The organism is Actinomadura sp. 1N219, from assembly GCF_044326405.1.
Classification (GTDB): domain Bacteria; phylum Actinomycetota; class Actinomycetes; order Streptosporangiales; family Streptosporangiaceae; genus Spirillospora.
This window is the reverse complement of record NZ_JBIRAY010000022.1, coordinates 78,612-103,305: the sequence shown is the minus strand read 5'-3', so window position 1 is coordinate 103,305 and position 24,694 is coordinate 78,612. Positions and strand designations below refer to the sequence as shown.

25 protein-coding genes and 2 tRNA genes are annotated in these 24,694 nt (G+C 75.6%); 15 read left to right on the top strand and 12 right to left on the bottom strand.

The features are described from left to right. The first annotated feature begins 49 nt into the window (after window positions 1-49). On the top strand, window positions 50-1,036 hold the full coding sequence (locus ACH35V_RS39590) for a LysR family transcriptional regulator (RefSeq protein ID WP_395980024.1): 987 nt from the start codon (window positions 50-52) through the stop codon (window positions 1,034-1,036). Between the two features lie 64 nt (window positions 1,037-1,100). Here the strand turns inward: ACH35V_RS39590 and ACH35V_RS39585 are convergent, their stop codons facing one another. Continuing rightward, window positions 1,101-2,105 (bottom strand): helix-turn-helix transcriptional regulator, encoded by a 1,005-nt coding sequence (locus ACH35V_RS39585; protein WP_395980023.1) that lies wholly within the window; start codon window positions 2,103-2,105, stop codon window positions 1,101-1,103. A gap of 143 nt (window positions 2,106-2,248) precedes the next feature. On the opposite strand from ACH35V_RS39585, the gene ACH35V_RS39580 reads away from it, so the two are divergent. The 3 genes from ACH35V_RS39580 (at window position 2,249) to ACH35V_RS39570 (ending at window position 4,505) form a co-directional block, all read left to right on the top strand. Further along, window positions 2,249-2,770, top strand: a complete 522-nt coding sequence (locus tag ACH35V_RS39580; protein ID WP_395980022.1) for a pyridoxamine 5'-phosphate oxidase family protein — start codon at window positions 2,249-2,251, stop codon at window positions 2,768-2,770. Between the two features lie 111 nt (window positions 2,771-2,881). Next, on the top strand, window positions 2,882-3,685 hold the full coding sequence (locus ACH35V_RS39575; protein ID WP_395980021.1) for a hypothetical protein: 804 nt from the start codon (window positions 2,882-2,884) through the stop codon (window positions 3,683-3,685). Window positions 3,686-3,713: 28 nt separating this feature from the next. Beyond that, complete coding sequence (locus ACH35V_RS39570; RefSeq protein WP_395980020.1) at window positions 3,714-4,505, top strand: SDR family NAD(P)-dependent oxidoreductase; 792 nt, start codon at window positions 3,714-3,716, stop codon at window positions 4,503-4,505. 75 nt (window positions 4,506-4,580) lie between these two features. Here ACH35V_RS39570 and ACH35V_RS39565 read toward each other — a convergent pair whose 3' ends face one another. The 4 genes from ACH35V_RS39565 to ACH35V_RS39550 form a co-directional block, all read right to left on the bottom strand. Then, window positions 4,581-5,051 (bottom strand): TIGR00725 family protein, encoded by a 471-nt coding sequence (locus ACH35V_RS39565; protein WP_395980035.1) that lies wholly within the window; start codon window positions 5,049-5,051, stop codon window positions 4,581-4,583. A gap of 12 nt (window positions 5,052-5,063) precedes the next feature. After that, window positions 5,064-5,363, bottom strand: coding sequence for a 4a-hydroxytetrahydrobiopterin dehydratase (locus ACH35V_RS39560; RefSeq protein WP_395980019.1), 300 nt, complete (start codon window positions 5,361-5,363; stop codon window positions 5,064-5,066). Window positions 5,364-5,446: 83 nt separating this feature from the next. Then, window positions 5,447-6,730 carry a hypothetical protein gene (locus tag ACH35V_RS39555; RefSeq protein ID WP_395980018.1) on the bottom strand — a complete coding sequence of 428 codons (1,284 nt, stop codon included), beginning with the start codon at window positions 6,728-6,730 and terminating at the stop codon, window positions 5,447-5,449. A 96-nt stretch (window positions 6,731-6,826) separates the two neighbouring features. Continuing rightward, entirely contained in the window at window positions 6,827-7,993 is a 1,167-nt protein-coding gene (locus tag ACH35V_RS39550; RefSeq protein ID WP_395980017.1) for a hypothetical protein, read from the bottom strand. Window positions 7,994-8,289: 296 nt separating this feature from the next. Here ACH35V_RS39550 and rsgA point away from each other — a divergent pair, with 296 nt between their 5' ends. Next, entirely contained in the window at window positions 8,290-9,423 is a 1,134-nt protein-coding gene (gene rsgA, locus ACH35V_RS39545; protein WP_395980016.1) for a ribosome small subunit-dependent GTPase A, read from the top strand. After that, window positions 9,420-9,953, top strand: a complete 534-nt coding sequence (locus tag ACH35V_RS39540) for a GNAT family N-acetyltransferase (RefSeq protein ID WP_395980015.1) — start codon at window positions 9,420-9,422, stop codon at window positions 9,951-9,953. The genes rsgA and ACH35V_RS39540 overlap by 4 nt, the downstream gene beginning before the upstream one ends. 114 nt (window positions 9,954-10,067) lie before the next feature. Here ACH35V_RS39540 and ACH35V_RS39535 read toward each other — a convergent pair whose 3' ends face one another. Together ACH35V_RS39535 and ACH35V_RS39530 are read right to left on the bottom strand one after the other, a co-directional pair. Next, window positions 10,068-10,901 carry an ABC transporter permease gene (locus ACH35V_RS39535; protein WP_395980014.1) on the bottom strand — a complete coding sequence of 278 codons (834 nt, stop codon included), beginning with the start codon at window positions 10,899-10,901 and terminating at the stop codon, window positions 10,068-10,070. Beyond that, window positions 10,898-11,902 carry an ATP-binding cassette domain-containing protein gene (locus ACH35V_RS39530; RefSeq protein ID WP_395980013.1) on the bottom strand — a complete coding sequence of 335 codons (1,005 nt, stop codon included), beginning with the start codon at window positions 11,900-11,902 and terminating at the stop codon, window positions 10,898-10,900. The genes ACH35V_RS39535 and ACH35V_RS39530 overlap by 4 nt, the downstream gene beginning before the upstream one ends. Before the next feature lie 116 nt (window positions 11,903-12,018). Here ACH35V_RS39530 and ACH35V_RS39525 point away from each other — a divergent pair, with 116 nt between their 5' ends. Further along, on the top strand, window positions 12,019-12,783 hold the full coding sequence (locus ACH35V_RS39525) for a TetR/AcrR family transcriptional regulator (RefSeq protein WP_395980012.1): 765 nt from the start codon (window positions 12,019-12,021) through the stop codon (window positions 12,781-12,783). Window positions 12,784-12,812: 29 nt separating this feature from the next. On the opposite strand, the gene ACH35V_RS39520 is transcribed toward ACH35V_RS39525, so the two are convergent. Beyond that, window positions 12,813-12,884 (bottom strand) — tRNA-Arg (locus tag ACH35V_RS39520). Window positions 12,885-12,922: 38 nt separating this feature from the next. After that, window positions 12,923-12,995 (bottom strand) — tRNA-Asp (locus ACH35V_RS39515). 390 nt (window positions 12,996-13,385) lie between these two features. Here ACH35V_RS39515 and ACH35V_RS39510 point away from each other — a divergent pair. Continuing rightward, window positions 13,386-14,843, top strand: a complete 1,458-nt coding sequence (locus tag ACH35V_RS39510) for a benzaldehyde dehydrogenase (RefSeq protein WP_395980011.1) — start codon at window positions 13,386-13,388, stop codon at window positions 14,841-14,843. 99 nt (window positions 14,844-14,942) lie between these two features. On the opposite strand, the gene erm is transcribed toward ACH35V_RS39510, so the two are convergent. Next, entirely contained in the window at window positions 14,943-15,848 is a 906-nt protein-coding gene (gene erm, locus ACH35V_RS39505; protein ID WP_395980010.1) for an ErmE/ErmH/ErmO/ErmR family 23S rRNA (adenine(2058)-N(6))-methyltransferase, read from the bottom strand. Between the two features lie 556 nt (window positions 15,849-16,404). On the opposite strand from erm, the gene ACH35V_RS39500 reads away from it, so the two are divergent. Beyond that, window positions 16,405-16,791, top strand: a complete 387-nt coding sequence (locus tag ACH35V_RS39500) for a hypothetical protein (protein ID WP_395980009.1) — start codon at window positions 16,405-16,407, stop codon at window positions 16,789-16,791. 70 nt (window positions 16,792-16,861) lie between these two features. On the opposite strand, the gene ACH35V_RS39495 is transcribed toward ACH35V_RS39500, so the two are convergent. Together ACH35V_RS39495 and ACH35V_RS39490 are read right to left on the bottom strand one after the other, a co-directional pair. Beyond that, window positions 16,862-18,511: a DUF885 domain-containing protein gene (locus tag ACH35V_RS39495; protein WP_395980008.1), complete on the bottom strand. Its 1,650-nt coding sequence runs from the start codon at window positions 18,509-18,511 to the stop codon at window positions 16,862-16,864. Window positions 18,512-18,578: 67 nt separating this feature from the next. After that, a complete protein-coding gene (locus tag ACH35V_RS39490) occupies window positions 18,579-19,247 on the bottom strand; it encodes a LysE family translocator (protein WP_395980007.1) in 669 nt (222 codons plus the stop codon). 6 nt (window positions 19,248-19,253) lie between these two features. Here ACH35V_RS39490 and ACH35V_RS39485 point away from each other — a divergent pair, with 6 nt between their 5' ends. From ACH35V_RS39485 to ACH35V_RS39460, 6 genes are all read left to right on the top strand, one after another. Then, complete coding sequence (locus tag ACH35V_RS39485; RefSeq protein WP_395980006.1) at window positions 19,254-20,267, top strand: hypothetical protein; 1,014 nt, start codon at window positions 19,254-19,256, stop codon at window positions 20,265-20,267. Between the two features lie 107 nt (window positions 20,268-20,374). Further along, the gene (locus tag ACH35V_RS39480; protein ID WP_395980005.1) at window positions 20,375-21,391 is read left to right on the top strand and encodes an AAA family ATPase; all 1,017 of its coding nucleotides are present in this window, start codon (window positions 20,375-20,377) and stop codon (window positions 21,389-21,391) included. Further along, window positions 21,388-22,425 carry a DUF58 domain-containing protein gene (locus ACH35V_RS39475; RefSeq protein ID WP_395980004.1) on the top strand — a complete coding sequence of 346 codons (1,038 nt, stop codon included), beginning with the start codon at window positions 21,388-21,390 and terminating at the stop codon, window positions 22,423-22,425. The genes ACH35V_RS39480 and ACH35V_RS39475 overlap by 4 nt, the downstream gene beginning before the upstream one ends. Further along, complete coding sequence (locus ACH35V_RS39470; RefSeq protein ID WP_395980003.1) at window positions 22,422-23,369, top strand: VWA domain-containing protein; 948 nt, start codon at window positions 22,422-22,424, stop codon at window positions 23,367-23,369. The genes ACH35V_RS39475 and ACH35V_RS39470 overlap by 4 nt, the downstream gene beginning before the upstream one ends. A 21-nt stretch (window positions 23,370-23,390) precedes the next feature. Then, a complete protein-coding gene (locus ACH35V_RS39465) occupies window positions 23,391-24,029 on the top strand; it encodes a class I SAM-dependent methyltransferase (protein WP_395980002.1) in 639 nt (212 codons plus the stop codon). After that, entirely contained in the window at window positions 24,026-24,592 is a 567-nt protein-coding gene (locus tag ACH35V_RS39460) for a TrmH family RNA methyltransferase (protein ID WP_395980001.1), read from the top strand. Before ACH35V_RS39465 ends, ACH35V_RS39460 begins: the two co-directional genes overlap by 4 nt. Window positions 24,593-24,694: the final 102 nt, after the last annotated feature.

The following is a 24,694-nucleotide window of genomic DNA, read 5'->3' as shown; positions in this document are numbered from 1 at the left end:
AAGTACGGTTCTCTTGGCCACCCATAAACCGTGTTGATACTTTGCGGGGATGCTGGACCTGCACCGCGGCCGGATCCTGCGGGAGGTGGCGCGGCTCGGCTCGATGACCGCCGCCGCGCGGTCCCTGTCCTACACCCAGCCGGCGGTGTCGCACCACATCGCGCGGCTGGAGGCCGAGGTCGGCACGCCGCTGGTGGTGCGGCACGGCCGCGGGGTGCGGCTGACGGAGGCGGGCCGGGTGCTGGTCGAGCACGTCGAGGACGTCCTGGCCCGCATGGACGACGCCGAGGAGCGGATCGCCGCGATCGCGGGGCTGCGCGCCGGGCGGGTGCGGGTCGCGGCGTTCCCGACCGCGGCCGGGGCCCTGCTGCCGGACGCGCTGGCGCGGCTGCGGGCCCGCGCGCCGGGCGTGTCGGTGACGCTGGTGGACGCCGAGCCGCCGGAGGCGCTGGCCATGCTCCGCGCGGGCGACACCGACGTCGCGGTCGTGTTCCGGCACGCGCACCTGCCGCCCGACACCGACGCGCGCGTGCGCGAGGTGCCGCTGCGCGACGACCCGCTGCGGCTGCTGGTCCCGGCCGCGCACCCGCTCGCGGCGGCGGCGCGGCCGCGGCTGGCGGACCTTTCGGGCGAGCGGTGGGCGTCGGGCTGCGCGCGGTGCCGCGACCATCTGCGGTGGGCGTGCGGGCAGGCGGGTTTCGTCCCCGACATCGCCTACACCACCGAGGACCACGTCGCGATCCAGCGCCTGGTCGCGCGGGGCCTGGCGGTCACCGCGCTCCCGGCGCTGGCGCTCGGCCTGCACACCGAGCCGGGCGTCGCCGCCCCGGACGTGCCCGGCGCGGGCCGCCGGAGGATCACCGCGCTGGTCCCGGCCGGCCCGCGCCCGCCCGCGGTCACGGCCCTGCTGGACGAGCTCACCGCCGTCGCCGCCGACCCCGCCCCGCCGCGTCCGCCCGGCACGACGGCCACAGCCCAGCCGCCGGCACAGCCCGGCGAACCCGCCCCGCCCGAACCGGACGGACGCCCCAGCTAGCCCGGCGCCCCCGGACCACCGGCGAGGCGCTCATGGCCGCTGGGGGTCAAGGCCAGCTCCTGCGTTACGGGCCCGGCTTTCCGCCGGTTTCCGGGGTGGTGGCGCGGGAGAGGCGGGCGGCCATCGCGGCCAGGCGGGCGGTGAGGTCGGGCGGGCCCTGGACGTCGAAGTCCAGGTCGAGGTAGGCGATGCGCAGCGCCGTCCATTCCAGGGAGTCGGGGGTGGTGCGCAGGACGCAGGTGTGATCGTCGACGGGTTCGATCTCGGCGCCGGTGACGCGGAACCGGTCGGCGAGTTCCTCGGCGGAGGCGTGCACGGTCAGCACGGCCCGCCGGAGGGGCCGCGGGTCCTGAGCGGTTCCCGCCGCCGATTCGGCCAGGGAGCGGGTGACGAACGCGGCGGCGTCGGCGGCGGGCGGGTCGCGGGGCGGGCACCTGGCCCCGGTGGGCCGGGGGCGGGCGATGCGGTCGGCGCGGAACGTCCGCCAGGCGCCTCGGTCGGCGTCGTAGGCGACCAGGTACCAGCGGCGCCCGGCTGTGACCAGCCCGTACGGCTCGGCGTGCCGGGCGGTGTCCGCGCCGCCTGCGTCGCGGTAGGTGAACCGGACGCGTTCGCGGTCGCGGCACGCGGCGGCCAGGACGGTGAGGGTCTCGGGGTCGACGGCGGGCCCGGCGGGCGGGCCGGTCAGCGGGGTCGTGGCGGTGTGCAGCGCGGTGACGCGGCGCCGCAGCCGGGACGGCAGGACCTGTTCGAGTTTGGCCAGGGCCCGCACGGACGCCTCCCCGATGCCCTCGACGGCCCCGCCGGCGGCGGCGCGGAGCCCGACCGCGATCGCGACGGCCTCCTCGTCGTCCAGCAGCAGCGGCGGCATCGCCGTCCCGGCCTCCAGCCCGTACCCGCCGGCGGCGCCGGGGGCGGCGTGCACGGGGTAGCCGAGGCCGCGGAGCCGTTCGACGTCGCGGCGGACGGTGCGGACGCTGACGCCGAGCCGTCCCGCCAGTTCCGAGCCCGGCCATTCGCGCCGGGCCTGCAGCAGTGACAGCAGCCGCAGCAGCCGGGCCGATGACATGATCCCAGTATGCGCGGCAATGAGGACACTGACTGACCGCGTTCCCGTCCGGGACGGGGCGGCCGAGGGCGATGAGTTCGGGCGCCGCGCGCGGTCTGCATCTGCGACGAACCGCGACCGAAGCGCGACCGAAGGAGACGACGATGACCGACCGTGAGCCCGTCGAGGCCCGCAATCTCGACATCTACGGCGGCGGTGAGCTGGCGTGGGGCGCCGTGCGCGACGCGCTGACCGCGGCGCTGCCGAAGATGGAGACGCCGGTGTTCCTGGGCACGGCCCGCCCCGACGGCCGTCCGCACGCGGCGGGCGTCGGCGCGCAGTGGTACGAGGGCGACCTGTACTTCACCAGCGGGCCCGGCACCCGCAAGTCCCGCGACCTGGCGGCGAACCCGGCGTGCACGTTCTCGATCCGGACGGCGATCGCGGACGTGGTGCTGGAGGGCGAGGCGCGGCGCGTGACCGACCCCGGGGTGCTGGAGCCGATCGCCGCCGGGTACCGGGAGGGCGGCTGGCCGGCGCAGGTGGACGGCGACGGGCTGACGGCGCCGTTCAGCGCGCAGAGCGCGGGCCCGCCGCCGTGGCACGTGTACCGGTTCACCTTCCACACCGTCGTCGCGGTCGGCATCGCCGAGCCGTTCGGCGCGACCCGCTGGCGCTTCGCCTGACCCCCGCCGCCGCCCGGGTGGGGGCGGTGTGCGGGCGGTGTCGACTTTGGTCTACCGGGCGTGGCCGTTCGGGTGATTCCCGGGCGTCCGGCGGCCCGGAGACTGGACGGCATGACTGGGGGCATCTCGCTGAGCGGCGCGCCCGCGGGCCGCTGGACGCTCGACCACGGCGGCCGCCGCCTGGAGGTCGAGACCGCGCGCGCCGGGTGGAACAGGACCGTGCGGCTGTTCGTGGACGGTGAACCCGCCGGGGACGCCGCGGCCGGCTGGCTGAAGGCGTCGCTGCCGTACGGGGACATGAGCGTCGACGTCGTGTTCGACGCCGTCGGGCTGGTCGACGGGCAGGCGTCCCGCTGCGCCCTGGTCCCGCCCGCCCCCGCCGAGGACGTCCCGGAGAAGGTCAGCCTGGTGAAGGGCGCCGGGGCGGGGAGGGGCGGGAGGCCGGAAAGGATCGAGAGGCTCGCGTTCGGGCCGGCGGAGGGGACGCGGGCGGCCAGGCGGGAGGCGCTGGCCCGGGCGCACCCCGTCCTGTACGCGTCGCGGCACGTGGTGGCGGCGGCCGGCCGGGTGGTGTTCCCGCTGCTGGGGCTGGGCGTGCTGGTGAGGGTGCTGCTGAAGTGGATCCCGCGGCCGGACGTGCCGTTCCCGGACGTCGACGCGCCGTCGGTCCCGTGGCCGGACGTCCCCTGGCCGGATCTTCCCGATCTTCCGGACGTGTCGGCGCCGCCGTGGCTGGCCGTGGTCCTGGCGACCGCGAAGTTCTGGGCGCCGATCCTGGTCGCGGTGGTCGTGGCCGCGCGCGAGGCACGCCGCCGCAGGAGGGCGTCCGCCGCCGGCGAGGCCCCGCCCACCGGCCGGCCGCAGCCGTCCGAGGGGCGGCCGTCCCCGGAGGATCGGGAGGCGGCCGGGGGGTGAGCGGGGCGGGCCCGTAGAATTCGCGATCATGAGTGGTCGCCGGTCTCCCGTCCCGTACCTGTCGGAGCTGTTCTCGCTGGAGGGCAGGGTCGCGGTGGTGACGGGCGGCAGTTCGGGCATCGGCCGGGCGATCGCGGAGGCGCTGGCGCGGGCGGGCGCGTCGGTCGTGGTCGTGGCGCGGCGGGAGGCGGAGCTGGCGGCGACGGTCCGGGAGCTGGAGGGGCACGGCTGCCGCGCCGCGGCGGTCAGCGCGGACCTGGGGTCGCGGGCGGGCGTCGCGGCGGCGGCCGACGGCGCGGCGGCGGCGTTCGGGGAGCCGGACATCCTGGTGAACGCGGCGGCGGTCAACCTGCGGCCGCCGATGGACGAGCTGGGCGAGGACGTGTGGGACACCACGATGGCGGTGAACCTGGACGCCCCGTTCCTGCTCGGGCAGCGGTTCGGTCCGGCGATGGCGGCCCGCGGCTTCGGGCGGCTGATCCACATCGCCTCGCAGCAGGCGTTCCGGGCGTCGGTGACCAGCGGCGCGTACGGGGTGTCGAAGGCGGGGCTGGTGGCGCTGGCGCGGTCGCAGGCCGAGGCGTGGTCGGGCCGCGGCGTGACGGCCAACACGCTGGTGCCGGGGTTCGTGATGACGCCGCTGAACGCGCGGCTGTCGGCGGACCCGGCGGCGGTGCAGGCCCTGGCCGGGCGGACGATGACGGGCCGCAACGGCCTGCCGGACGACTTCGCGGGCGCGGCGGTGTTCCTGGCGTCGGCGTCGGCCGCCTACGTCACCGGCCAGTCGATCTTCGTGGACGGCGGCTTCTCCGCCCACTAGCCCGCTCCCCCGGCCAGTGCGCCCGCCCCGCCCCGCCCCGCCGCTCCGCTGCGCCCGGCCGCCGTGCCCGCCCGGCTAGGGCCAGAGGCCGGTGGCGCGGACCGCGTCCTCGGGCCGGTCGGCGTGGACGATGCCGCCGACGGGGCGCCCGTCCTGGTCGTGGACGCGCCATCCGCCGAGCTGCACGACGGGGACGGTGCCGCGCCGCATCGCCAGGGCCAGTTCCGACAGCGTCCCCCATGATCCGCCGACGACGATGACGGCGTCGGCGGCGTTGACGATGAGGGTGTTGCGGGCCTGGCCGAGGCCGGTGGGCAGCGCGACGGTCAGGTCGGGTCCGGCGGCGGCGCGGTCGGCCTCGGGCAGCACCCCGACCGCGATCCCGCCGGCGGCGCGGGCGCCGGCGGCAGCGGCGGCCATGACGCCGCCGTGCCCGCCGCAGATCACCACGGCGCCGCGGGCGGCGAGGAGCCGCCCGGTCTCGTGGGCGCGGTCCCAGTCCGGCTCGGTGCATTCGCCGGGCCCGCACACCGCCACCTGCACCATCACGGCCAGCCGCTACTCGGCGCCGTGGCGGGCGGCGATCTGGTCGATGGTCGCGGCGAGGTCGAAGTCCTTGCCGGTGAGGCCGCCGGCGCTGTGCGTGCTCAGCGTGAAGGTCAGGGTCCGCCAGCGGATGTCGATGTCGGGGTGGTGGTCGGCGTCCTCGGCGGCACGGGCGACGTCGGTGACCACGTCGATCCCGGCCGGGAACGAGGGCGCCTTGACCTGGCGGCGGATGGCGTCGCCGTCGCGGGTCCAGGCGGGCAGGTCGCGCAGGAGGGCGGCGACGGCGGTGTCGTCGAGCGTGTCGGCCATCGTTTTACCTCCGTGTTCGTCGGCGAGGACGGCCTTTCCCCTCCGAGTACATCACGGCGGCGCCGGGCCGGGAGGGGCCCGGGTCAGGGCGCGTCGTCGCGGGGCGGGTCCTGGACGGCGGCGCGCTCCCCGATCTGCCGCGCGGTCTGCTCGGTGACCTGCGCGGTGACCTCGACGGCGACTTCCGCGGTGGCGTCGGCCCACACGTCCCCGGCGGGTTCGGCGGTCGCCTCGACCACGACGGCCGCCCCGGGCGCGTCCGCCCGGGTGGCAGGGCGGGCGGCGGGGCGGGTGGCGGTGGTCCAGGTGGTCTTGGCGACGTCCACGACGACGTCGCGGGACACGTCGACGATGAGGCCGCGGAGGGTGTCCTTCATGGCGAGCTTGAGCGCGTCGCGGATCAGCTCGCGCAGGACGGCCTCGATCGCGGCGGTGGTCGCGCGGGCGGCGGTGTGCAGCGCCAGGTCGCGGGCGGTGCGGGCGAACGCGCTGCCGGCGGCGGCGGTGAGCAGGTCCCCGGCGGTGCGGGCGGCGCCGGTGAGGGGGGCGAGGTCGGCGGCGGTGACGCCGGTGTCGCGGGCGGCGCGCTCGGCGGCCAGGCGGGCGCGGTCGCGCAGCCCGGCGGCCAGGTCGCGGGCGGCCTGCTCGGCGGTCTCGCGGACGACGCGGGCGACGACGTCCCGCCCGGCGATCATGGCGGCGTCGACGGCGGCGTCGGCGACGGTGTCGACCGCGGCGTCCACGACGGTCCTGGTCGCGGCCTGGACGACGGGGGCGGACACGGTCGCGGTGACGGTGCGTCCGGCGACGTCGCGGGCGGTGGCGGCGACGTCGCGGGCCAGGGGGCTGCCGGTGGCCAGGCGGCGCGCGGCGGCGGCGAAGGGGTGCCGGGCGGCCTGCCGTCCGGCCTGCTCGGCGAGGGTCATGGCGGTGGCGGCGGCCTCGAACGCGCTCGCGGCGGCGGGGTTGGCCGCGGCGGCGGCGCGGGCCTCGGTGACGGCCCGCTCGGCCGCGGCGGACGCGGCCTTGACGGCGGCGTCGCGGGCGGCCTGCTCGATCGCCTTCATCGCGGGCGTCCCCGACACCTGCTCCAGGATGCGGGTCGCGGCGAGGGCGGCGGCGTCGCGCGCGGCGGCGGCGACGGGCTCGCCGGCGGTGACGGCCGTCCGGGCGGCGGACGCGGCGGCGGGGGCCAGGCCGTCCCAGATCTCTTCGAGGCGGTCGGCTGCGGCCCGGTCGGCGCGGCCGGCGCGTTCGGCGAGCCCGTCCCCGGGACGCTCAGCGCCGTCCTCCTCCGCCCGGTCCTGCTTCTCCAGGTCCCGGTCCGCTTTCTCCGGGTCCACGGTGTCGTTGTCGTCCACGGCCACGCCCCCTCCTCGCGATCCCGCCCCACAAATCACCATAACTTCCGAAGTCGTCCACCGGTTCCGGCCGGCGCTCCCGATCTGCGCCGCGCCGCGGGGTCAGCGGGCGCAGGACGGGCAGGGTACGCGGGTGCGGCGGGCGTAGGCGCGGGCGGCGACGGCCATCCCGGCGCCCCACAGCAGGTAGGAGGGGACGGCGACCCAGAAGAACGCCTCGGGCAGGTCCAGGCCGCCTTCGGCGGGGAAGGGGTTGCGGCCGTTCAGCCGCTCCCAGAACATCTGCAGCAGCATCAGCCCGAAGTAGACGGTGAGGCCGCCGGAGATCGCGGCGCCGGGCCACAGCACCAGCCGGCGGGGGACGCGGCGCCCGCCCAGGACGGGGACCAGCCGCGGCCACGTCCGCCCGAAGGAGTGGACGAGGGCCAGCGGCAGCAGGCTCCCGCCGAGCAGGAACCCGGCCTCGAACAGGATCGCCGACGGCCCGCCCGCCAGCGGGGACTCGCCGAACCCGACCGCGGCCTGCGCGGCGATCCGGGCGAGGCAGCCGGCGACGGCGAGGTAGGCGGCCCAGAACGCCCACGCCGGGGTGGCGGCCAGCGGGCCGGCCGCGCCGTCGCGGCGCCCGCAGCGGTCGCAGCCGGCGCGGGTGCGGCGGGCGTAGGCGAGGGCCGACAGCCCGGTCATGATCCCGGCGGCGGCGCAGGCGGCGCGGCTGAGCGCGCCGAGCGGGTAGAACCGGATGCCGAGGCCGGGCAGGACGCCGCCGACGACGTCGAGGAGCAGCAGCGCGCTGGACGCGACGAGGCAGAGGGCGACCGTCCACGCCGCGGCCAGCAGGACCCGGCGGGGCAGCGGCGCGAGCGCGTCCGCGCGGGGGGCGGCGAGCGCGGCCAGCACGACCGCCGCGGCCCCGCACAGCGCCACGCCGGCCCAGCCGGTGAAGGCGACCAGGTCTGTGTCGACGGGCGACATGTTCTCTGGCTGATGCCCGGACGCCCAGTAGACGCGCAGCGCGCCGTAGGCGCCGACCCAGGCGAGCGCGACGAGCGGAAGCCGCCGCCCGGCCGTCAACCACGCCGCCAGGCCCGCCGCCCCGCCGCGGACGCCGCCGCCGCGCCGAACTGGATTGGTGCGCTTACCTGGACCGGCGCGCCTATCTGGGTCGGCCGGGTCGGCCGGATCGGCGCGGTCGGCCGGATCGGCGGGCTCGGTCGGGTCGGTCGGGTCGGCGGGGTCGGCGGGGTCGGTGAGGGTGGTGGTGGCCATGACCCCGATCCTGCGCCGGGCGCGCGCGCCGCCGCCTCCCCGCCGGGGGCGATCCCGCTCCCCCGCGCGGGGGAAACGCCCGTCCGCCCGGATAACCGGTTGGCCGGGCCGGGCACGCGGCGGTAGAGTCGCGTCCGGACTCGTGAGGAGGTGTGGACGTATGGCCGTCGTTGCGGTGGCTGCTGCCCGCAGCATTCAGCCCGTCCTCATTTCCCGGGCCGCCGGCTGACGCGTTCCCGCACCTTCGTTGCGGCGCGTCCCGTGCCGGGGTCCCTTTTCACGCGAAGGTTCCGACATTGTCTTCCGCTTCAGCGGGGTCGTCGCCGCTGGCCGTCTACGGCTGGGACACGACCCTGGAGAACGAGTTCACCTCTCATCGCGCCGCGGGGCTGATCCCCGCGCGCGTGGCCGCGGTCGACCGCGGCCTGTGCGACGTGGTCGCCGAGACCGGCCCGCTGCGGGCCTCCGCCGGCCCCGTCCCCGCGTCCTCCCTCTCCCCCGGCGACCCGGCCGGTGATCCCGCGGACCCGGCGGGTGATGCGGCGGTGGCGCCGTGCACGGGCGACTGGGCGGCGCTGCGCCCGGACGGCCCGGACGGGCGTCCCGCGGTGGCGGCGCTGCTGCCGCGCCGGACCGCGATCGTGCGGTCGTCGGCGTCGCGGGACTCCCGCGGCCAGGTGCTGGCCGCCAACGTCGACACCGTCGCGATCGCGGTGTCGCTGGCCGCCCGCCTGGACCTGGGCCGGATGGAGCGGCTGCTCGCGCTGGCCTGGGAGAGCGGCGCGCGGCCCGTGGTCGTCCTCACCAAATCCGACCGGGCGCCCGACGGCGCCGACGCCGAGGCGCAGGCCGCGGGCGCCGCGCCGGGCGTGGACGTGGTGTCGTGCAGCGCCGCGACCGGCGACGGCGTGGACGTCGTCCGCGCCGTCCTGGACGGGACGGTGGTGCTGATCGGGCCGTCGGGCGCGGGCAAGTCCACGCTCGGCAACGCCCTGCTCGGCGAGGAGGTCCTGGCCACGGGCGCGGTCCGGGAGCAGGACGGCAAGGGCCGCCACACCACCGTCCGGCGGGAGCTGCTGCCGCTGCCGGGCGGCGGCGTCCTGATCGACACGCCGGGGCTGCGCGGCGTCGGCCTGTTCGAGGCGTCCGAGGGCCTGGAGCGGACGTTCGCCGACGTCGAGGAGCTGGCCGCCCGGTGCCGGTTCGGCGACTGCGCGCACCACGCCGAGCCGGGCTGCGCCGTCCTCGCCGCGGTCGAGGACGGCACGCTGCAGCGCCGCCGCCTGGACAGCTACCGCAAGCTGCTGCGGGAGAACGAGTGGGCGGCCTCGCGTACCGACGCGCGGCTGCGCGCCGAGCGCGACAACCGGTGGAAGACCATCAGGAAGGCGCAACGGCAGATGTACAAGGAGCGGGGGCGGGACCGGTGAAGTGGACGACCAGGCCGGAGCGGCCGGGCGACCGCGGCGCGGTCCGCGCGGTGGTCGAGGCGGCGTTCCCGACGGCCGCCGAGGCGGACCTGGTGGACGCGCTGCGCGCGGACCCGGCGTGGGCGCCGGGCCTGTCGGCGGTCGCCGAGGCGCCGGACGGCGGCGTCGCCGGGTACGCGCTGGTGACGCGGTGCCGGGTCGGCGCGGGCCCGGCGGAGGTGTCGGGGGCGCTGGCGCTGGCGCCGGTGGCGGTGCTGCCGGAGTGGCAGCGGCGCGGCGCGGGCGGTGCGGCGGTCCGGGCCGTCCTGGACGCGGCGGCCGCGCGTGCCGCGGCGGGCCGCGGGGAGCGGCTGGTGGTGGTGCTCGGCCATCCGGAGTACTACCCGCGGTTCGGGTTCGTCCGGGCGTCGTCGCTCGGCGTCGGGGTGGCGTTCCCGGTGCCGGACGAGGCGCTGATGGCGCTGGTGCTGGACGGGCCGGGCCCGGTCCCGTCCGGGACGGTCGCCTACCCGCCCCCGTTCGGCGTCTGACCAGCCCCACGGTGAGCAGCGCGTGAGCGGCGTGTGAGGGGCGTCTGAGGGGCGTGTGAGGGGTGGGGCCGCGGCCTGGCCGTCCAAGCCGGGCTGCGGCCCTGCCCCTCGGCGTCACCGGCCGCGGCGCTGGTAGGTCCGCACCGACAGCGGGACGAAGACCGCCAGGAGAAGCACCGACCAGCCGAGTGTGGCGGCGACCGGGTGGGCCAGCGGCCACGCCGGGTCGGCGCCGGGCTCGGCCGCGCCGGGGTTGCCGAACAGGTCGCGGCAGGCGGCGGTGAGGGCGCTGACGGGGTTCCAGTCGGCGATCACCTGCAGCACGGTGGGCATCCCGCCGGTGGGGACGAACGAGTTGGACAGCATGGTCACCGGGAACACCAGCGGGATGAGCTGGTCGGCGGTCTGCTCGTTCTTCACCACCAGCCCGAGGTAGCACCCGGCCCAGCTCAGCGCGTACCGCATCAGCGCCAGCAGCAGGAACGCCTCGGCGGTGGGCCAGAGGCCGCCGTGGGCGCGCCAGCCGACCAGGAGCCCGGCGGCGGCCATGATCGCCAGGCCGAGGACCCCGCTGAGGAGTTCGGCGCCGGTCTGCCCGAACGGGACGGCGGAGCGGGCGACGGGCATGGACCGGAACCGGTCCATGACGCCGCGGGAGGCGTCGGTCGCCACGCGGAGGGTGACGGCCATGGTGGCGGTGAAGGTGACCATCGCGAACAGGCCGGGCATCAGGTACTCGCGGTAGTTCCCGCCGCCGGGCACGGCGATGGCGCTGCCGAACACGTATCCGAACAGGACCACCATCGTCGCGGGGAAGACCAGCGCGCCGACGAGCTCGCCGGGCGCCTGGCGGAGGCGGGCGAGCTCGCGTCCGATGAGGGTGAGGCCGTCGGTGAGGGTCCAGCGCAGCCGTCCGGCGCGGGACGCGGGCGCGGTGTAGGCGGTCATCGCACGGCCTCCTTGCGCGGCTCGGTCCCGCCGGGCTCGGCAGGGACGGCTGGGTTGGCGGGGTCGCCGGTGAGGCGCAGGAACACCTCGTCGAGGGTGGGGCGGCGCAGCGCGACGTCGGCGGCGGCGACGCCGGCGCGGTCCAGTTCGCGGACGACGTCGGCGAGCCGGACGGCCCCGGCGGCCAGCGGGACCGACAGGCGGCCCGCGTCCAGGGCGGGGTAGGCGCCGGCGAGGCGGTGCAGCACGTCGGCGGCGGCGCCGGCCGCGGCGGGGTCGTCGGCGGGGTCGTCCAGGACGACGTCGAGCCGGTCCCCGACGGAGGCCTTCAGCCGCTCGGGGGGACCGGTGGCGATGACGCGGCCGTGGTCGACGACGGCGATGTCGTCGGCGAGCCGGTCGGCCTCCTCCAGGTACTGGGTGGTGAGCAGGACGGTGGTGCCGTCGGCGGCGAGCTCGCGGACGGCGTCCCAGATCTCGCCGCGGCCGCGGGGGTCCAGGCCGGTGGTGGGCTCGTCCAGGAACAGCACCTGGGGCCGCAGGATCAGGCTGGTGATCAGGTCGAGGCGGCGGCGCATCCCGCCGGAGTAGCCGGCGACCTGCCGGTCGGCGGCCTCGGCGAGCCCGAACCGGTCCAGCAGCTCGTCGGCGCGGCGGCGCGCGTCGCGGCGCGACAGGTGGTACAGGCGGCCGAACATGCGCAGGTTGCCGCGCCCGGTGAGCTTCTCGTCGACGGCGGCGTGCTGCCCGGCCAGCCCGATCAGCTCCCGCACCCGGTCGGGGCGGCGGGCGACGTCGTGTCCGGCGATGCGGGCGTGCCCGGAGTCGGCGTCGGCGAGGGTCGCCAGGATCCGCACGGCGGTGGTCTTGCCCGCGCCGTTGGGTCCGAGGACGCCGCAGACCGTCCCGGCGGGGACGGCGAGGTCGAGGCCGTCGAGGGCCTGGGTGCCGCCGAAGCGCTTGCGCAGCGCCTCGGCGACCACGATCGGTTCGTCGGTCACGAGAGCCCTCCAGCACTATCTGAGTACGATGTACGCAACTAACGCGTGCCAGCGTAAACAACTGGGTACGTCGTACGCAACTAGGATGCTGCGGAAGCGGGAGACGAGGAGGTCCGGTGTCGGGCGGCGACGTGTCAGGCGGCGACTTCGTGAGCATCTGGTCGGTCCCCGAGCGGCCCGAGCGGGCCGGGCGGCCCGGCCGCGGGCCCCGCCCCGCCTACTCCCGCGCCCAGATCACCGAGGCGGCGATCCGGATCGCCGACGCCGACGGGCTGGACGCCGCGTCCATGCGCCGCATCGCCGCCGAACTCGGCACCGGCGCGATGTCGCTGTACCGGTACGTCCCCTCCCGCGACGACCTCCTCGACCTGATGGCCGACCACGTCCTGGCCGAGATGGACATGCCCGCCCGCCCGTCGGGCGACTGGCGCGCCGACCTGGCCCTGTTCGCCGAGCGGACCCGCGCGGTGTGGAGGCGCCACCCCTGGCTGGCGGGCCTGCACCGCCCCCGCGCCGTGCCCGGCCCCAACCGGCTGCGGCTGACGGAGTTCGCGTTCGGCGCGCTGGACGTCGGCATCCCCATCGACGAGATGTTCACCCTGCTGGACATGCTCGGCGGCTACGTCGAACGGGTCGTCCGCGGCGAGATCGAATGGGCCCGCGAGAGCGAGCAGAGCGGGATGACGCCCGAGCGGTGGATGTCGCGGAGCGGCCCCTACGTCCGCGAACTGCTGCAGACCGGCGCGTACCCGATGTTCGAGCGCATCGTCCTCGACGCGCGCCTGCCGCACATGACCCCCGACGAGCAGTTCCGCTACGGCCTGGACCGCGTCCTGGACTGCATCGCCGCCGTCCTCCCGCCCCCTGACCCGCCTCTATGACCCGGGCGCCTGACCCGGGCGCCTGGCGGTCTCCCCGGCAGGGATCGAACCTGCGCCCCCGGCTTCGGAGGCCGGTGCTCTGTCCGCTGAGCTACGGGGAGGGGACCCCGCCCCCAGGGTGACGGCGGGGGCGGGGCGGCGACCCCGATGGGATTCGAACCCACGGCGTCCGGCGTGACGGGCCGGTGCTCTGACCGCTGAGCTACGAGGTCGTGAACGTCGAAGACGGAACCGGGAACCGGCCCCCGAGGGGCCGGAGACGGGAAGGGCCGCTCTTCCGGGTGGGAAGGCGGCCGCCGCGCGCGGGGGGCGCGGACGTCAGAGGGCCGCCGGCCAGGCGCTGCGGGCCCGGTCGCGATCGCGCCGCCGGAGCATCATGACCGCTCCCTCCCGTGGCCGGGGGCGCCGGGCGTTCCGGCGTCCGTGTGATCTCCAGACTGCCCCGCCCCTCCGCCCGGCCGCAACGGGTTTTCGCGGCGGGGGCGTTTCCATTGAGTGGAACGATGAAGTTCCCGGACGCGTCCGGCATGGCAAGGGTGGAATCTGGGGATCTGCGTGCGTGCGCGGGTCCGCGCGCACGACCCCGTAAGCGAGGAGGAGCGATGGCGTTGCTCGACCCCGGCGTCTGGACCGGGAAGATCTTCGACGGCGGCTGGACCGCCGCCGCCGGCGGCGTCTACGACGTCACCGAGCCCGCGACCGGCGGGACGCTCGGCACCCTGGGCCAGGCCTCCGCCGCCGACGTCCAGCGCGCCGCCGAGAACGCCGCCTCCGCACAGCGCGACTGGGCCGCCCGCACCTACGAGGAACGCGCCGCCGTGCTGCGCCGCGCCGGGCGGCTGTTCGAGGACCACGCCGCCGAGATCCAGGACTGGATCGTCCGCGAGTCCGGGTCGATCCCGCCCAAGGCCGAACTGGAGGCGCACTTCGCGGCGAGCCTGTGCTACGAGTCGGCGGCGCTGGCCTCCCACCCGCAGGGGCTGGTCCTGCCGTCGGCGCAGCCCAGGTGGAGCCTGGCGCGCCGCCGCCCCGCCGGCGTCGTCAGCGTGATCGCCCCGTTCAACTTCCCGCTGATCCTGTCGATGCGGTCGGTCGCGCCCGCGCTGGCGCTCGGCAACGCCGTGCTCCTCAAACCCGACCCCCGCACCGCGGTGTGCGGCGGCGTGGTCCTCGCGCGGATCTTCCAGGAGGCCGGGCTGCCCGAGGGCCTGCTGCACCTGCTGCCCGGCGGCCGCGAGGCCGGCGAGGCGGTCGTGGCGGCGCCGGAGGTGCGGGTGGTGTCCTTCACCGGCTCCACCGCCGCCGGACGCAAGATCGGCGAAGTGTGCGGGCGGCTCCTCAAACGCGCGCACCTGGAACTCGGCGGCAACAACGCGCTGATCGTCCTGCCCGGCGCGAAGGTCGCCGACGCGGTGTCGGCCGGCGCGTGGGGCTCGTTCCTGCACCAGGGGCAGATATGCATGACCTCCGGGCGGCACCTGGTCCACGAGAGCCTCCACGAGGAGTACGTCGCCGCGCTGGCCGACAAGGCCGACAAACTCCCCGTCGGGAACCCGGCGTCCGGGCCCGTCGCGCTCGGCCCCATCATCGACCAGGGGCAGCTCGCCCACGTCGACGAACTCGTCCGCGGCACCGTCGCGGCCGGCGCGCGGCTGGCCGCCGGCGGCACCCACGAGGGCCTGTTCTACCGCCCGACCGTCCTGGCCGAGGTCACCCCGGACATGCCCGCCTACGCCCAGGAGGTGTTCGGGCCCGTCGCGCCCGTCGTGCCGTTCTCCACCACCGAGGAGGCGATCGCGCTCGCGGCGGCCAGCGAGTACGGGCTGTCGCTCGGCATCCTCGGCGACGTGGGGCAGGCCATGCGGATCGCCGACGCGGTCCCGACCGGGCTCGTCCACATCAACGACCAGACCGTCAACGACGAGCCCGTCGTCCCGTTCGGCGGGCTCGCGGCGTCCGGGAACGGGTCGCGGTTCGGCGGGCCCGACGCCAACATCGAGGCGTTCACCGAGACGCAGTGGGTCACCGTCCGCGACCAGATCGCCACCTACCCGTTCTGACACGCCCGTTCTGACACCGCCCGCCCGCCGCCCGCGTCCAGGGACGGGCGGCGGGCGCGGCGGCCCTCAGATCGACCGGGCAGTCGTCAGGGCGGGGCGTCAGGGCCGGTCGTGGTCGTGCAGGACGCGCGCCAGCGCCACCCACTGGTCGGGATGGACGAACGCCACCACGGCGTCGCGCGGCACCCCCGCCGCGCGGAACGCCGCGTCCACCCGCGCCCCCGGATACGCCCGCCGCAGCGAGGCGCGCAAGGTGCCGCCCACGCCGCTGAACCCCACGTCGACGCACCGGACGTAGTCGTCCATCGTCCGCGGCGCCAGCAGCGGGCTGGGGCGGCGGTCCAGGCGCAGCACCGCCGAGTCCACGCGCGGGACGGGACGGAACCGGTCCCGGGGGATGCGGGCGCCCAGCCGCCAGGAGAACTCCGGCCACGTCCGCACCGTCAGGCGGCTCCACCGCCCGAAGTCGCCGGTGCGCTTGCGCGCGTACTCCCGCTGCGTCACCAGCGTCGCCGACGCCAGGCCGGGTGCGTCCAGCGCCCACGCCACGATCCGGGACGTGACCGAGTACGGGATGTTCCCGGCCAGGTGGAACGGCCCGCGCGGGGGCCGGGCGGCCAGGAAGTCGCCGGTCACGCAGCGCACGTTCGGCAGGTCGCGGCAGCGCTCGGCCAGCCGCCGCGCCATCACCGGGTCGATCTCGTAGGCGATCACGCGGCGGGCGCGTCCGGCCAGCGCGGCGGTGACGCGGCCGTCGCGCGCGCCGGCCTCCACCACCAGCCCGCCCGGCCCACCGTCCTCCAGCCCCCGCCCACCACCAGTCAAGTGACGGGCTCCGCCCGGCCCTTCAAAGACGGCACGGACATACCGGGCGATGACGCCGGGGTCGGCGATGAAGTTCTGCGACAGCTCGCGGCGCGCCCTCCCGCGCGCCGCACGTGAGCCGTATGGGCCGTAACGGGTGTTACCAGTGTTCTCGCGGGTGCTGCGGGGCCTTGGGGTCACGGTGGGTGTCCTCGGCTTGCGGCCTCGGCGGGCCGGTCGGGACGGGCCGCACCCGTGGCTCACCCCGGGGAAGCGCGCAGCGCGTGACCGGTGCCCGGCGGGCCCGCCCGAAATGGTCGGCGGACGCTCGAAGGCCCTGGACACCGCAGGCGAAGAACACTGCCGGCGGCAGACACCGCAGGCAGGAGGCACCGTGAGACGGATGACACCGTGCGACAGGCGTCAACGGCGGCGGGCGGCCGAGACGGCTCGGCGGGCCCGCCGGAAAAGGGGTCAGGCGCCGGTGCGCGCGGGGCGGTCCAGGGCGGGGCGACGCTCACGCGGCCGGACGTAGGCGGCCACGGAGACGGCCACCCGGACCGCGCTCTTCGTCATACCTGACATGCGCGCCATCGTAGTGCCGGGCCCGCGCCCGTCCCAAAAGGTTTTCCCGCCTGACACGTGACCAGACCTTAAAGGTCGCTCGCCATCCCGTTTAACCCTCTTGACGTGGGCAATCACAAACCCACAACCCCCCGGAACCGGAACCCCGCGCCGAGGTCGAGGAGGCCACATCGTGTACGGCACGCACGAGATGCGGATGGTCCGGATCGAGGAGTCCGGGCTCGAGGAATGGGCCTGCCCCACCTGCGGCCGCCGGCTGCTGCTGCGCTGGCCACCGCACTACGAGAAGCAGATCGTCGAACCGGGCGATGAGCGGGCCGGCCACGTCGGCAGCTCCGCCGACACGCCTGCGGACACCCCCGCCGGGACGCGGAACGGCGCGGAGAGCGGCGCTGAGAGCGGTGGGCTGAACGGCGCGGCGGACGACGCCCCGGGGGCGGGGCGGCAGGTGAGTGAACGGCAGTGGCGCAACGCGCGCCGCTGGCTCCGCGAGACCGGTGTCGACGCCACGCCCGCACCGCCCGCCCGCACACGCCTCGACCCCTCCGAACCCGTCTGACCCACCGCCCGCCCCTGGCAACCGCCGCCCCTGGCAACGGCGCGATACCGCGGGTCAGCGGGTCAGCGGGTCAGGAGCGGGCCAGTTCGGCGCGCAGCAGGTCCAGGCCCATCGGGCCCAGGTCCAGGGCACGCCGGTGGAACTCCTTCAGGTCGAACGCCGCGCCGTCCCGCCGCCGCGCCGCCTCCCGCGCCTCCAGCCAGATCTTCTCCCCCAGCTTGTAGGCGATCGCCTGCCCCGGACGCCCCAGATACCGGTCGATCTCGAACGCCACCACCGAATCGGGGTCGGGGCCCTTGTTCGCCCGCAGGAACTCGAACCCCAGCTCCGGCGTCCACCGTTCCCCCTCGTGGAACCCCGTGCCCGCCGGGATCCGCAACTCCAGATGCATCCCGATGTCCAGGATCACCCGCGCGGCGCGGAACTGCTGACCGCCCGCCAGCATCCCCAGCCGGTGCGCCGGATCCCGGTAGTGCCCCAGCTCGTCCATCAGCCGCTCCGCGTACAGGCCCCACCCCTCGCAGTGCCCCGGATACAGCTCGCTCGACACCCGCTGGAACCGGTTCAGCACCGGGTTCAGCGTCGTCACCCCCAGCTGCAGATGATGACCCGGCGCGCCCTCGTGGAACATCGTCGACGGCGCCGACCACGTCACGATGTCGCCCGACGGGTCCTCCTCCACCGTCCACCACACCGTCCCCGGACGCGACAGGTCCTCCGCCGGCGCCAGATAGTAGATCCCCGACTCCACCGGCGGGATCCGGCAGTCGATCCGCCGCAGCGGCTCCGGAATGTCGAAATGCACCCCGTCCAGATCCGCGATCGCCCGGTCGGCCAGCCCCTGGATCCACGTCCGGAACGCCTCCGCGCCCTTGATCCGGTGCGCCGGGTCGGCGTCCAGCGCCTCCAGCACCGCCGGCAGCGGCTCACCCGGCAGGATCCGCGCCGCCTCCTCCGCCATCTCCCCCTGGATCCGCGCCAGCTCCTCCCAGCCCCACGCGTACGTCTCCTCCAGATCCAGATCCGTGCCCAAGAAGTCCCGCACACCCAGCCGGTACCGGTCCGCGCCCAGCGCGTCCCGCTCCGGCGCCCGCGCCGCCAACTCACCGGTCAGGAACCCCGCGAACTCCGCCAGCGCCTCCGACGCCGCCCGCACCGCCGCGTCCAGCCCGCCGCGCAGCGGACCGTCCCCGTACCGCGCCGACAACTCCGCCAGATACACCGGGACGTCCGAGCACTCACGCGCGTTCCGCACCACCTGCCGCCGCGCCGCCACCCGCCCCCGCCCGCACGCCCGCTCCAGCGACACCCGCAACCCCGCCAGCGCCTCCGGCACCGCCCGCAGCCGGGCCTCGGCCGCCTCCCAATCCGTGGCCGCGCCCTGGTCCAGCAGCTCCACCGCCCGGATGATCCGCTGCACGGGCCCGTCTATCGTGTCCAGCGCGCCCTCCAGCACGCCCGCCTCGGCCAACGCCACCTCGACGTCCAGACGCTCCCGCAGCATCGCCGCCGCGACCCGCCCCGCGTCCCCCTCCACCGGAGTCCGCGCCAGCTCCGCCAGCGTCCGCCGCGCCAGCTCCACCCGCCCCTGCGCCGCCTCCGGACCGTAATCGGTCAGCCGCGCGTCCTGCCCGGCGATCCCCATCAAGGCCGCAAGACACGGGTCAAGCGAGGCGAACTCGTCCACATACCGGTCTGCGAGGTCATCCAGTGCGGTCACGGCCCCAAGGCTACGGGCAACCCGCCCCAAGACGCGATCATGAAAATGTGCCAAAGCGGCGGGCCGGTCAACGTGTTTCGGCCGCCAGCCGCACACCCAGGCCCACCAGCACCACCCCCGACACCTGATCCAGCCGCCGCCGCACCCCCGGACGCCCCAGCACCCGCCGCGCCGCCCCCACCAGCCACACCACCACCGCATACCACGCCAGATCGATCAACGCCCACAGCACCGAGAACCCCACCAGCACCACCGGCACCGGCCACCCCTCCGGCACGAACTGCGGAAGAAAAGAAACCGCGAACACCCCCGCTTTCGGATTGGCGAAATTCGTCACCAGACCCAGCCGGTAACACCGCAACCACGAATAGCCCCCATTCGACGCCTCCTCCACGCCCTCGCCATCCACCTCAGCGGCACCACCCGAACCGGCACCACCCGAACCGCCGCCGCGGCGCGCATGCCACAGCGCACGCACCCCGAACCACACCAGCACCACCGCACCCGCCAACCGCAGCCCGTCATACGCCAGCCGCGACGCCGCCAGCAGCGCCGACAACCCCACGGCCGCCGCCACACCCCACACCAGCACCCCGGTCTCGTTCCCCAGCACCGTCGCCAGCCCCGCCCGCCGCCCCGACCGCATCGACTGACGCATGATCACGACCGTGCTCGGCCCCGGCGCCATCGCGATCAGCACCGCCGCACCCGCGAAAGCGAACAGGCTCTCCAGCATCCCCCCATGCTGACCACCCCCGCACCCCGCCGCAAACCCTTTACCGCCCGCCTCGACCGCCTGCGGCGCGACCGCTACAGCGGCGGGCCGTCGCCCTCCCCGCCGCCCGAACCCGACGGCGACGGAGCAGGAGTCGTCGGCGCCGGCGACGACGGCGTCGACGGCACACCCGTCGGAGCCGGAGACGGCGACGACGGCGGACGCGACGGCAACGGAAACGACGGCGTCGGCTCCGGCGGCGGAGGCGGCGGCTCCTTCGCCTCCGGCTGGCACGCGAACAACACACCCATCAGCACCGCCAGCAGCAGCAACCCCGCCGCCAGCGTCAACACCGTCCCCACCAGACTCCGCTGCGGCGCACGCTCCCCCACCGGAACCGGACCCCCCGCACCCGGCGGCGGCCCCGGACGCTCCAACGCCGGCTCCGCCGACCCCAGCCAATACGGCTGGAACTGCGGCCCCCGCCGCCGACCGCCCCACCACGTACGCCCCGAACCCTGGAACACCACCGGCTCCAGAAACCGCTCCGCACCCGCACGATCCGCCTCATACGACGTCGCCACCCACGGCGCCGGCCCGTCCGGCTGCGCCGCCACCACCGGCGCCGGATCACCCGGCCCCCGCGACCCGCCGCCGCTCCCGCCTCCGAAACCGCCCGAACCGCCCGGCCCGCGGCCCGGTACCGCGGCGTTGATCGCCGCACGGAACCGGTCCCGCGCCGCCGCGTCCTCCGCCGCACCCCGGTTCAGCACCGCCACACTCGCGCGCCGGCCCTCACCGTCCACCCCCAGGAACACGATCCCGGCGGCCGACTCCGACAAACGCGCCGACAAGCGGAACGGACCCAGCCGGTCAGGATCACCCGGCGGCAACGGCCTCGACATGGCCGCAACACTAACAACCACGCCCTACGATCGGCTCAAAGATCAACCGGCACCCCCGCGCACACCCGCCGCACACCCGCCGCCGCCCCGCCCGAACCACCCCACACCACCCCGACCAGCCCCGACACGCCCGTGAACCGATCACCCGCACCACGCACGTATCCCCCGCGAACGGGTACAAGCGATCGCGTAGGGTCGAAAGGCGCCCAGCCCGGCACCCAAGGGACAGTGAGGGAATCCCACATGACCATCGCCGCCACCGACGTCGACGAGGCCGCCGCCCTCCTGCAGACCACCCTCGCCGAAGTCAAAAAGGTCATCGTCGGCCAGGACCACATGGTCGAACGCATGATCGTCGCGCTCCTCGCCCACGGCCACTGCCTCGTCGAAGGCGTCCCCGGCGTCGCCAAGACCCTCGCCGTCGACACCCTCGCCCACGTCGTCGGCGGCACCTTCGCCCGCCTCCAGTTCACCCCCGACCTCGTCCCCTCCGACATCGTCGGCACCCGCATCTACCACCCCTCCACCGAACAGTTCGACGTCGAACTCGGCCCCGTCTTCGTCAACTTCGTCCTCGCCGACGAGATCAACCGCGCCCCCGCCAAAGTCCAGTCCGCCCTCCTGGAGGTCATGGCCGAACGCCAGGTCTCCCTCGGCGGCAACACCTACCCGCTCCCCACCCCCTTCATCGTCCTCGCCACCCAGAACCCCATCGAATCCGAAGGCGTCTACCCCCTCCCCGAAGCCCAGCGCGACCGCTTCCTCATGAAGATCGACGTCCACCACCCCGCCGCCCACGAGGAACTCCAGATCCTCCAGCGCATGAGCGTCGACCCGCCCGAAGCCACCCAGATCCTCGACACCGGACGCCTCGCCGGCCTCCAGCGCGCCGCCGAAGAAGTCGCCGTCCACGAACTCATCGCCGACTACATCGTCCGGCTCGTCATGGCCACCCGCGAACCCGACCAGTACCGCCTCCCCGACCTCCGCGGCGTCATCGAGATCGGCGCCAGCCCCCGCGCCACCCTCGGCCTCGCCGCCACCGCCCGCGCCCTCGCCCTGGTGTCCGGACGCGACTACGTCCTCCCCGACGACGTCCGCGCCGTCGCCCGCGACGTCATCGCCCACCGCCTCGTCCTCACCTTCGACGCCCTCGCCGACGGCGTCCACGCCGCCGACGTCGTCAACCAGATCCTCACCGCCGTCCCCCCGCCCCGCGTCGTGTGGAACCACGGATCGGCGGCGGTGACCACCGCATGAGCGCCAGGCAGCGGCGCAGCGGCAAACTCGCCCACCTCGCCCCCGAACGCACCCTGCGCCGCCTCGAACTCCAGGTCACCCGCCGCCTCGACGGCCTCCTCAACGGCGCACACCTCGGCCTCCTCCCCGGCCCCGGCACCGAACTCGCCGAAGCCCGCCTCTACCAGCCCGGCGAGGACGACGTCCGCCACATGGACTGGGCCGTCACCGCCCGCACCACCACCCCCCACGTCCGCGACCTCATCGCCGACCACGAACTCGAATGCTGGGCCCTCCTCGACCTCACCCCCAGCATGGACTTCGGCACCGGCACCATGATCAAACGCGACCTCGCCGTCGCCGCGCTCGCCGCCGTCGGCTTCCTCACCGTCCGCCTCGGCGACCGCGCCGGCGCCTACCTCCTCCACACCGACGGCATGCGCCGCTGGCCCGCCCGCACCGGCAAAGCCGCCCTCTACGCCCTCCTCCAAGCCGCCCTCGACGCCCAATCCGTCCACGACGGCACCCCCCGCACCGGCACCGGACGCGCCGGTACCGCACCCCAGCGCGACCTCGCCTCCGCCATCGCCGCCCTCGACCGCGGCCAGACCCGCCGCGGCCTCCGCGTCGTCATCTCCGACTTCCTCGCCCCCGACGGCACCCACGGCACCCACGGCACCCGCCAGGAAACCGCCGACCCGGCCCGGCCCGACTGGGAACGGCCCCTGCGCCGCCTCACCGCCCGCCACCAGGTCCTCGCCATCGAGATCATCGACCCCCGCGAACTCGACCTCCCCGACGTCGGCCTCGTCGAGATGGCCGACCCCGAGACCGGCGCCGTCCACGAGATCGTCCTCAGCCGCCGCGTCCGCGAACGCTACGCCGCCGCGGCCGCCGCGCAACGCGAACACACCCGCGCCGCCCTCCGCCGCTGCGGCGCCCACCACCTCGTCCTGCGCACCGACCGCGACTGGATCGCCGACATCGCCCGCTTCGCCCTCCGCCAGCGCCGCGCCGCAGGCCGGCCAGTCAGCACCGCGGGAGTGCGCCCATGACCTTCCTGTCACCCGAACGCCTCTGGCTCCTCGGCGTCCTGCCCGCCCTGGCCGCCGTCTACGTCCTGCTCCAGCTCCGCCGCGGACGGCACGCCGTCCGCTTCACCAACCTCGCCCTGCTCTCCCAGATCGCGCCCCGCCGCCCCGGCTGGCGCCGCCACGTCGCCGCCGGCCTGTTCCTCGTCATGATCACCCTCATGATGATCGGGTTCGCGCGGCCCGCCGACTCCGTCAAGGTCCCCCGCGACCGCGCCACCATCCTCGTCGCCATCGACGTCTCCCTGTCCATGATGGCCAGGGACGTCCCGCCCAGCCGCTTCGACGCCGCCAAGGCCGCCGCCAAGAAGTTCATCGGCGAACTCCCCAGCCGGTTCAACGTCGGCGTCGTCGCCTTCGCCGGCAGCGCCAACCTCATCGCCGCGCCCACCGCCGACCGCGACGCCGCAGTCGCCTCCATCGACCAGCTCGTCCTGGCCAAGCGCACCGCCATCGGCGAGGCCGTCTTCACCAGCCTCCAAGCCGTGCGGTCCTTCGACGCCGAGGCCAGCCAAGATCCACCGCCCGCCCACATCGTCCTGCTGTCCGACGGGGACAACACCACCGGACGCTCCGTCCAGGAAGCCATCGACGCCAGCCGCGGCGCGCACGTCCCCGTCTCCACCATCGCGTTCGGCACCCCCTACGGCACCGTCGACATCGAGGGCGAGACCACCAGCGTCTCGGTCAACAAGGAGACCCTCCGCGCCCTCGCCGACAGCACCGAGGGCAAGGCCTACGAGGCCGCCGACTCCGGCGAGCTCCGCGACGTCTACGCCAACATCGGCAGCTCCCTCGGCTTCAAGACCGAGCACCGCGACGTCGCCGCCCGCTACACCGGCATCGCGCTGCTGTTCGCGCTCGCCGCCGGAGGCGCGTCCCTCGCCTGGTTCTCCCGCCTGCCCTGACCGCTGATACGGTTCGCCGACGTGGGGGAACACTACTTCGCCGAACGGCCCGGCACCGCGAGCCGCCGACGCACCGTCGACCTCGTCCTGCCCGACCTGCACCTGCGCCTGGACACCGACAGCGGCGTGTTCTCCCCCGACCGCGTCGACCCCGGCACCCGCGTACTGCTGGAGACCGTCCCCCCACCGCCCCAGCACGGCGACCTGCTCGACCTCGGCTGCGGATACGGCCCCATCGCCCTCACCCTCGCCAAGCGTTCGCCCCAGGCGATGGTTTGGGGCGTGGACGTTAATCAGCGAGCCTTGGAGCTGGCGGAAGGCAATGCCACCGCCGCCGGCCTTGACAATGTAAGGTTCATCTTGGCGGACGATCTCGACCCCCGCCTCCGCTTCGCCGCGATCTGGTCCAACCCCCCGATCCGCATCGGCAAGGCCGCCCTGCACGACCTCCTCCTCACCTGGCTCCCCCGCCTCACCCCCACCGGGCACGCCCACCTCGTCGTCCAGAAACACCTCGGCTCCGACTCCCTGCAGCGCTGGCTGGACGCCCGGGGCCACCCCACCGAGCGGATCGCCTCCCGGTCCGCCTACCGCGTCCTGCGCGTCGCGCCCCGCACGGAGGCCGGCGCAGGAACCAGCACGGAAGGCCACACCCGATGAGCGGCCCCGACGGCCCCCAGACGCCCGCCCAGGGACGCAGGCAGCTGCGCGGCACCGACGTCAAGCGCCTCAACCGCGACTGGCGCCGCCGCACCGACGCCCGCCTCGGCCTGCTGGTCGAATCGGTCACCCAGCCGTTCAACATCGGCTCGATCATCCGCAGCGCCGCCGTGTTCGGCGTCGATCACCTCTGGCTCGCCGGGAACGCCACGCCCCCGACCCACAAGGCCGTCGACAAGACCGCCCTCGGCACCGCCCGCCTCGTCCCCTGGGAGCACGCCGGCACCCCCGGCGAGGCCGCCGCGGCCGTCCGCAAGGAGGGCCTGCGGCTGGTCGCCGTCGAGCTCACCGCCGACGCCGTCCCCCTCCACGAGGCGCCCCTGGACGGCGACGTCTGCCTCGCCGTCGGCGGCGAGGACCACGGCTGCTCCCCCGCCCTCCTGGCCGCCGCCGACGCCGTCGCCTACATCCCCCAGCTCGGACGCGTCGGCTCCCTCAACGTCGCCGTCGCCACCGCCATCGCCCTCGCCGAGGCCCGCCGCCGCGACTGGACCACCCCATAGGAGCCGGGGCTACACTTCCCCGCGTGCAGTTCCTCATCTACGGGTAGAGCGCCGCGCGCCGTCGCGGAACACGGGCGGCCGCATCCGGCGACCCTGTAACCG

What these genes read in the sequence shown, in the direction of transcription:
- ACH35V_RS39590 (WP_395980024.1), top strand. Translation starts at nt 50, where the DNA reads ATGCTGGACCTGCACCGCGGCCGGATCCTGCGGGAGGTGGCGCGGCTC.
- ACH35V_RS39585 (WP_395980023.1), bottom strand. Translation starts at nt 2,105, where the DNA reads ATGTCATCGGCCCGGCTGCTGCGGCTGCTGTCACTGCTGCAGGCCCGG.
- ACH35V_RS39580 (WP_395980022.1), top strand. Translation starts at nt 2,249, where the DNA reads ATGACCGACCGTGAGCCCGTCGAGGCCCGCAATCTCGACATCTACGGC.
- ACH35V_RS39575 (WP_395980021.1), top strand. Translation starts at nt 2,882, where the DNA reads ATGACTGGGGGCATCTCGCTGAGCGGCGCGCCCGCGGGCCGCTGGACG.
- ACH35V_RS39570 (WP_395980020.1), top strand. Translation starts at nt 3,714, where the DNA reads ATGAGTGGTCGCCGGTCTCCCGTCCCGTACCTGTCGGAGCTGTTCTCG.
- ACH35V_RS39565 (WP_395980035.1), bottom strand. Translation starts at nt 5,051, where the DNA reads ATGGTGCAGGTGGCGGTGTGCGGGCCCGGCGAATGCACCGAGCCGGAC.
- ACH35V_RS39560 (WP_395980019.1), bottom strand. Translation starts at nt 5,363, where the DNA reads ATGGCCGACACGCTCGACGACACCGCCGTCGCCGCCCTCCTGCGCGAC.
- ACH35V_RS39550 (WP_395980017.1), bottom strand. Translation starts at nt 7,993, where the DNA reads ATGGCCACCACCACCCTCACCGACCCCGCCGACCCCGCCGACCCGACC.
- ACH35V_RS39535 (WP_395980014.1), bottom strand. Translation starts at nt 10,901, where the DNA reads ATGACCGCCTACACCGCGCCCGCGTCCCGCGCCGGACGGCTGCGCTGG.
- ACH35V_RS39510 (WP_395980011.1), top strand. Translation starts at nt 13,386, where the DNA reads ATGGCGTTGCTCGACCCCGGCGTCTGGACCGGGAAGATCTTCGACGGC.
- ACH35V_RS39490 (WP_395980007.1), bottom strand. Translation starts at nt 19,247, where the DNA reads ATGCTGGAGAGCCTGTTCGCTTTCGCGGGTGCGGCGGTGCTGATCGCG.
- ACH35V_RS39485 (WP_395980006.1), top strand. Translation starts at nt 19,254, where the DNA reads ATGCTGACCACCCCCGCACCCCGCCGCAAACCCTTTACCGCCCGCCTC.
- ACH35V_RS39480 (WP_395980005.1), top strand. Translation starts at nt 20,375, where the DNA reads ATGACCATCGCCGCCACCGACGTCGACGAGGCCGCCGCCCTCCTGCAG.
- ACH35V_RS39475 (WP_395980004.1), top strand. Translation starts at nt 21,388, where the DNA reads ATGAGCGCCAGGCAGCGGCGCAGCGGCAAACTCGCCCACCTCGCCCCC.
- ACH35V_RS39470 (WP_395980003.1), top strand. Translation starts at nt 22,422, where the DNA reads ATGACCTTCCTGTCACCCGAACGCCTCTGGCTCCTCGGCGTCCTGCCC.
- ACH35V_RS39460 (WP_395980001.1), top strand. Translation starts at nt 24,026, where the DNA reads ATGAGCGGCCCCGACGGCCCCCAGACGCCCGCCCAGGGACGCAGGCAG.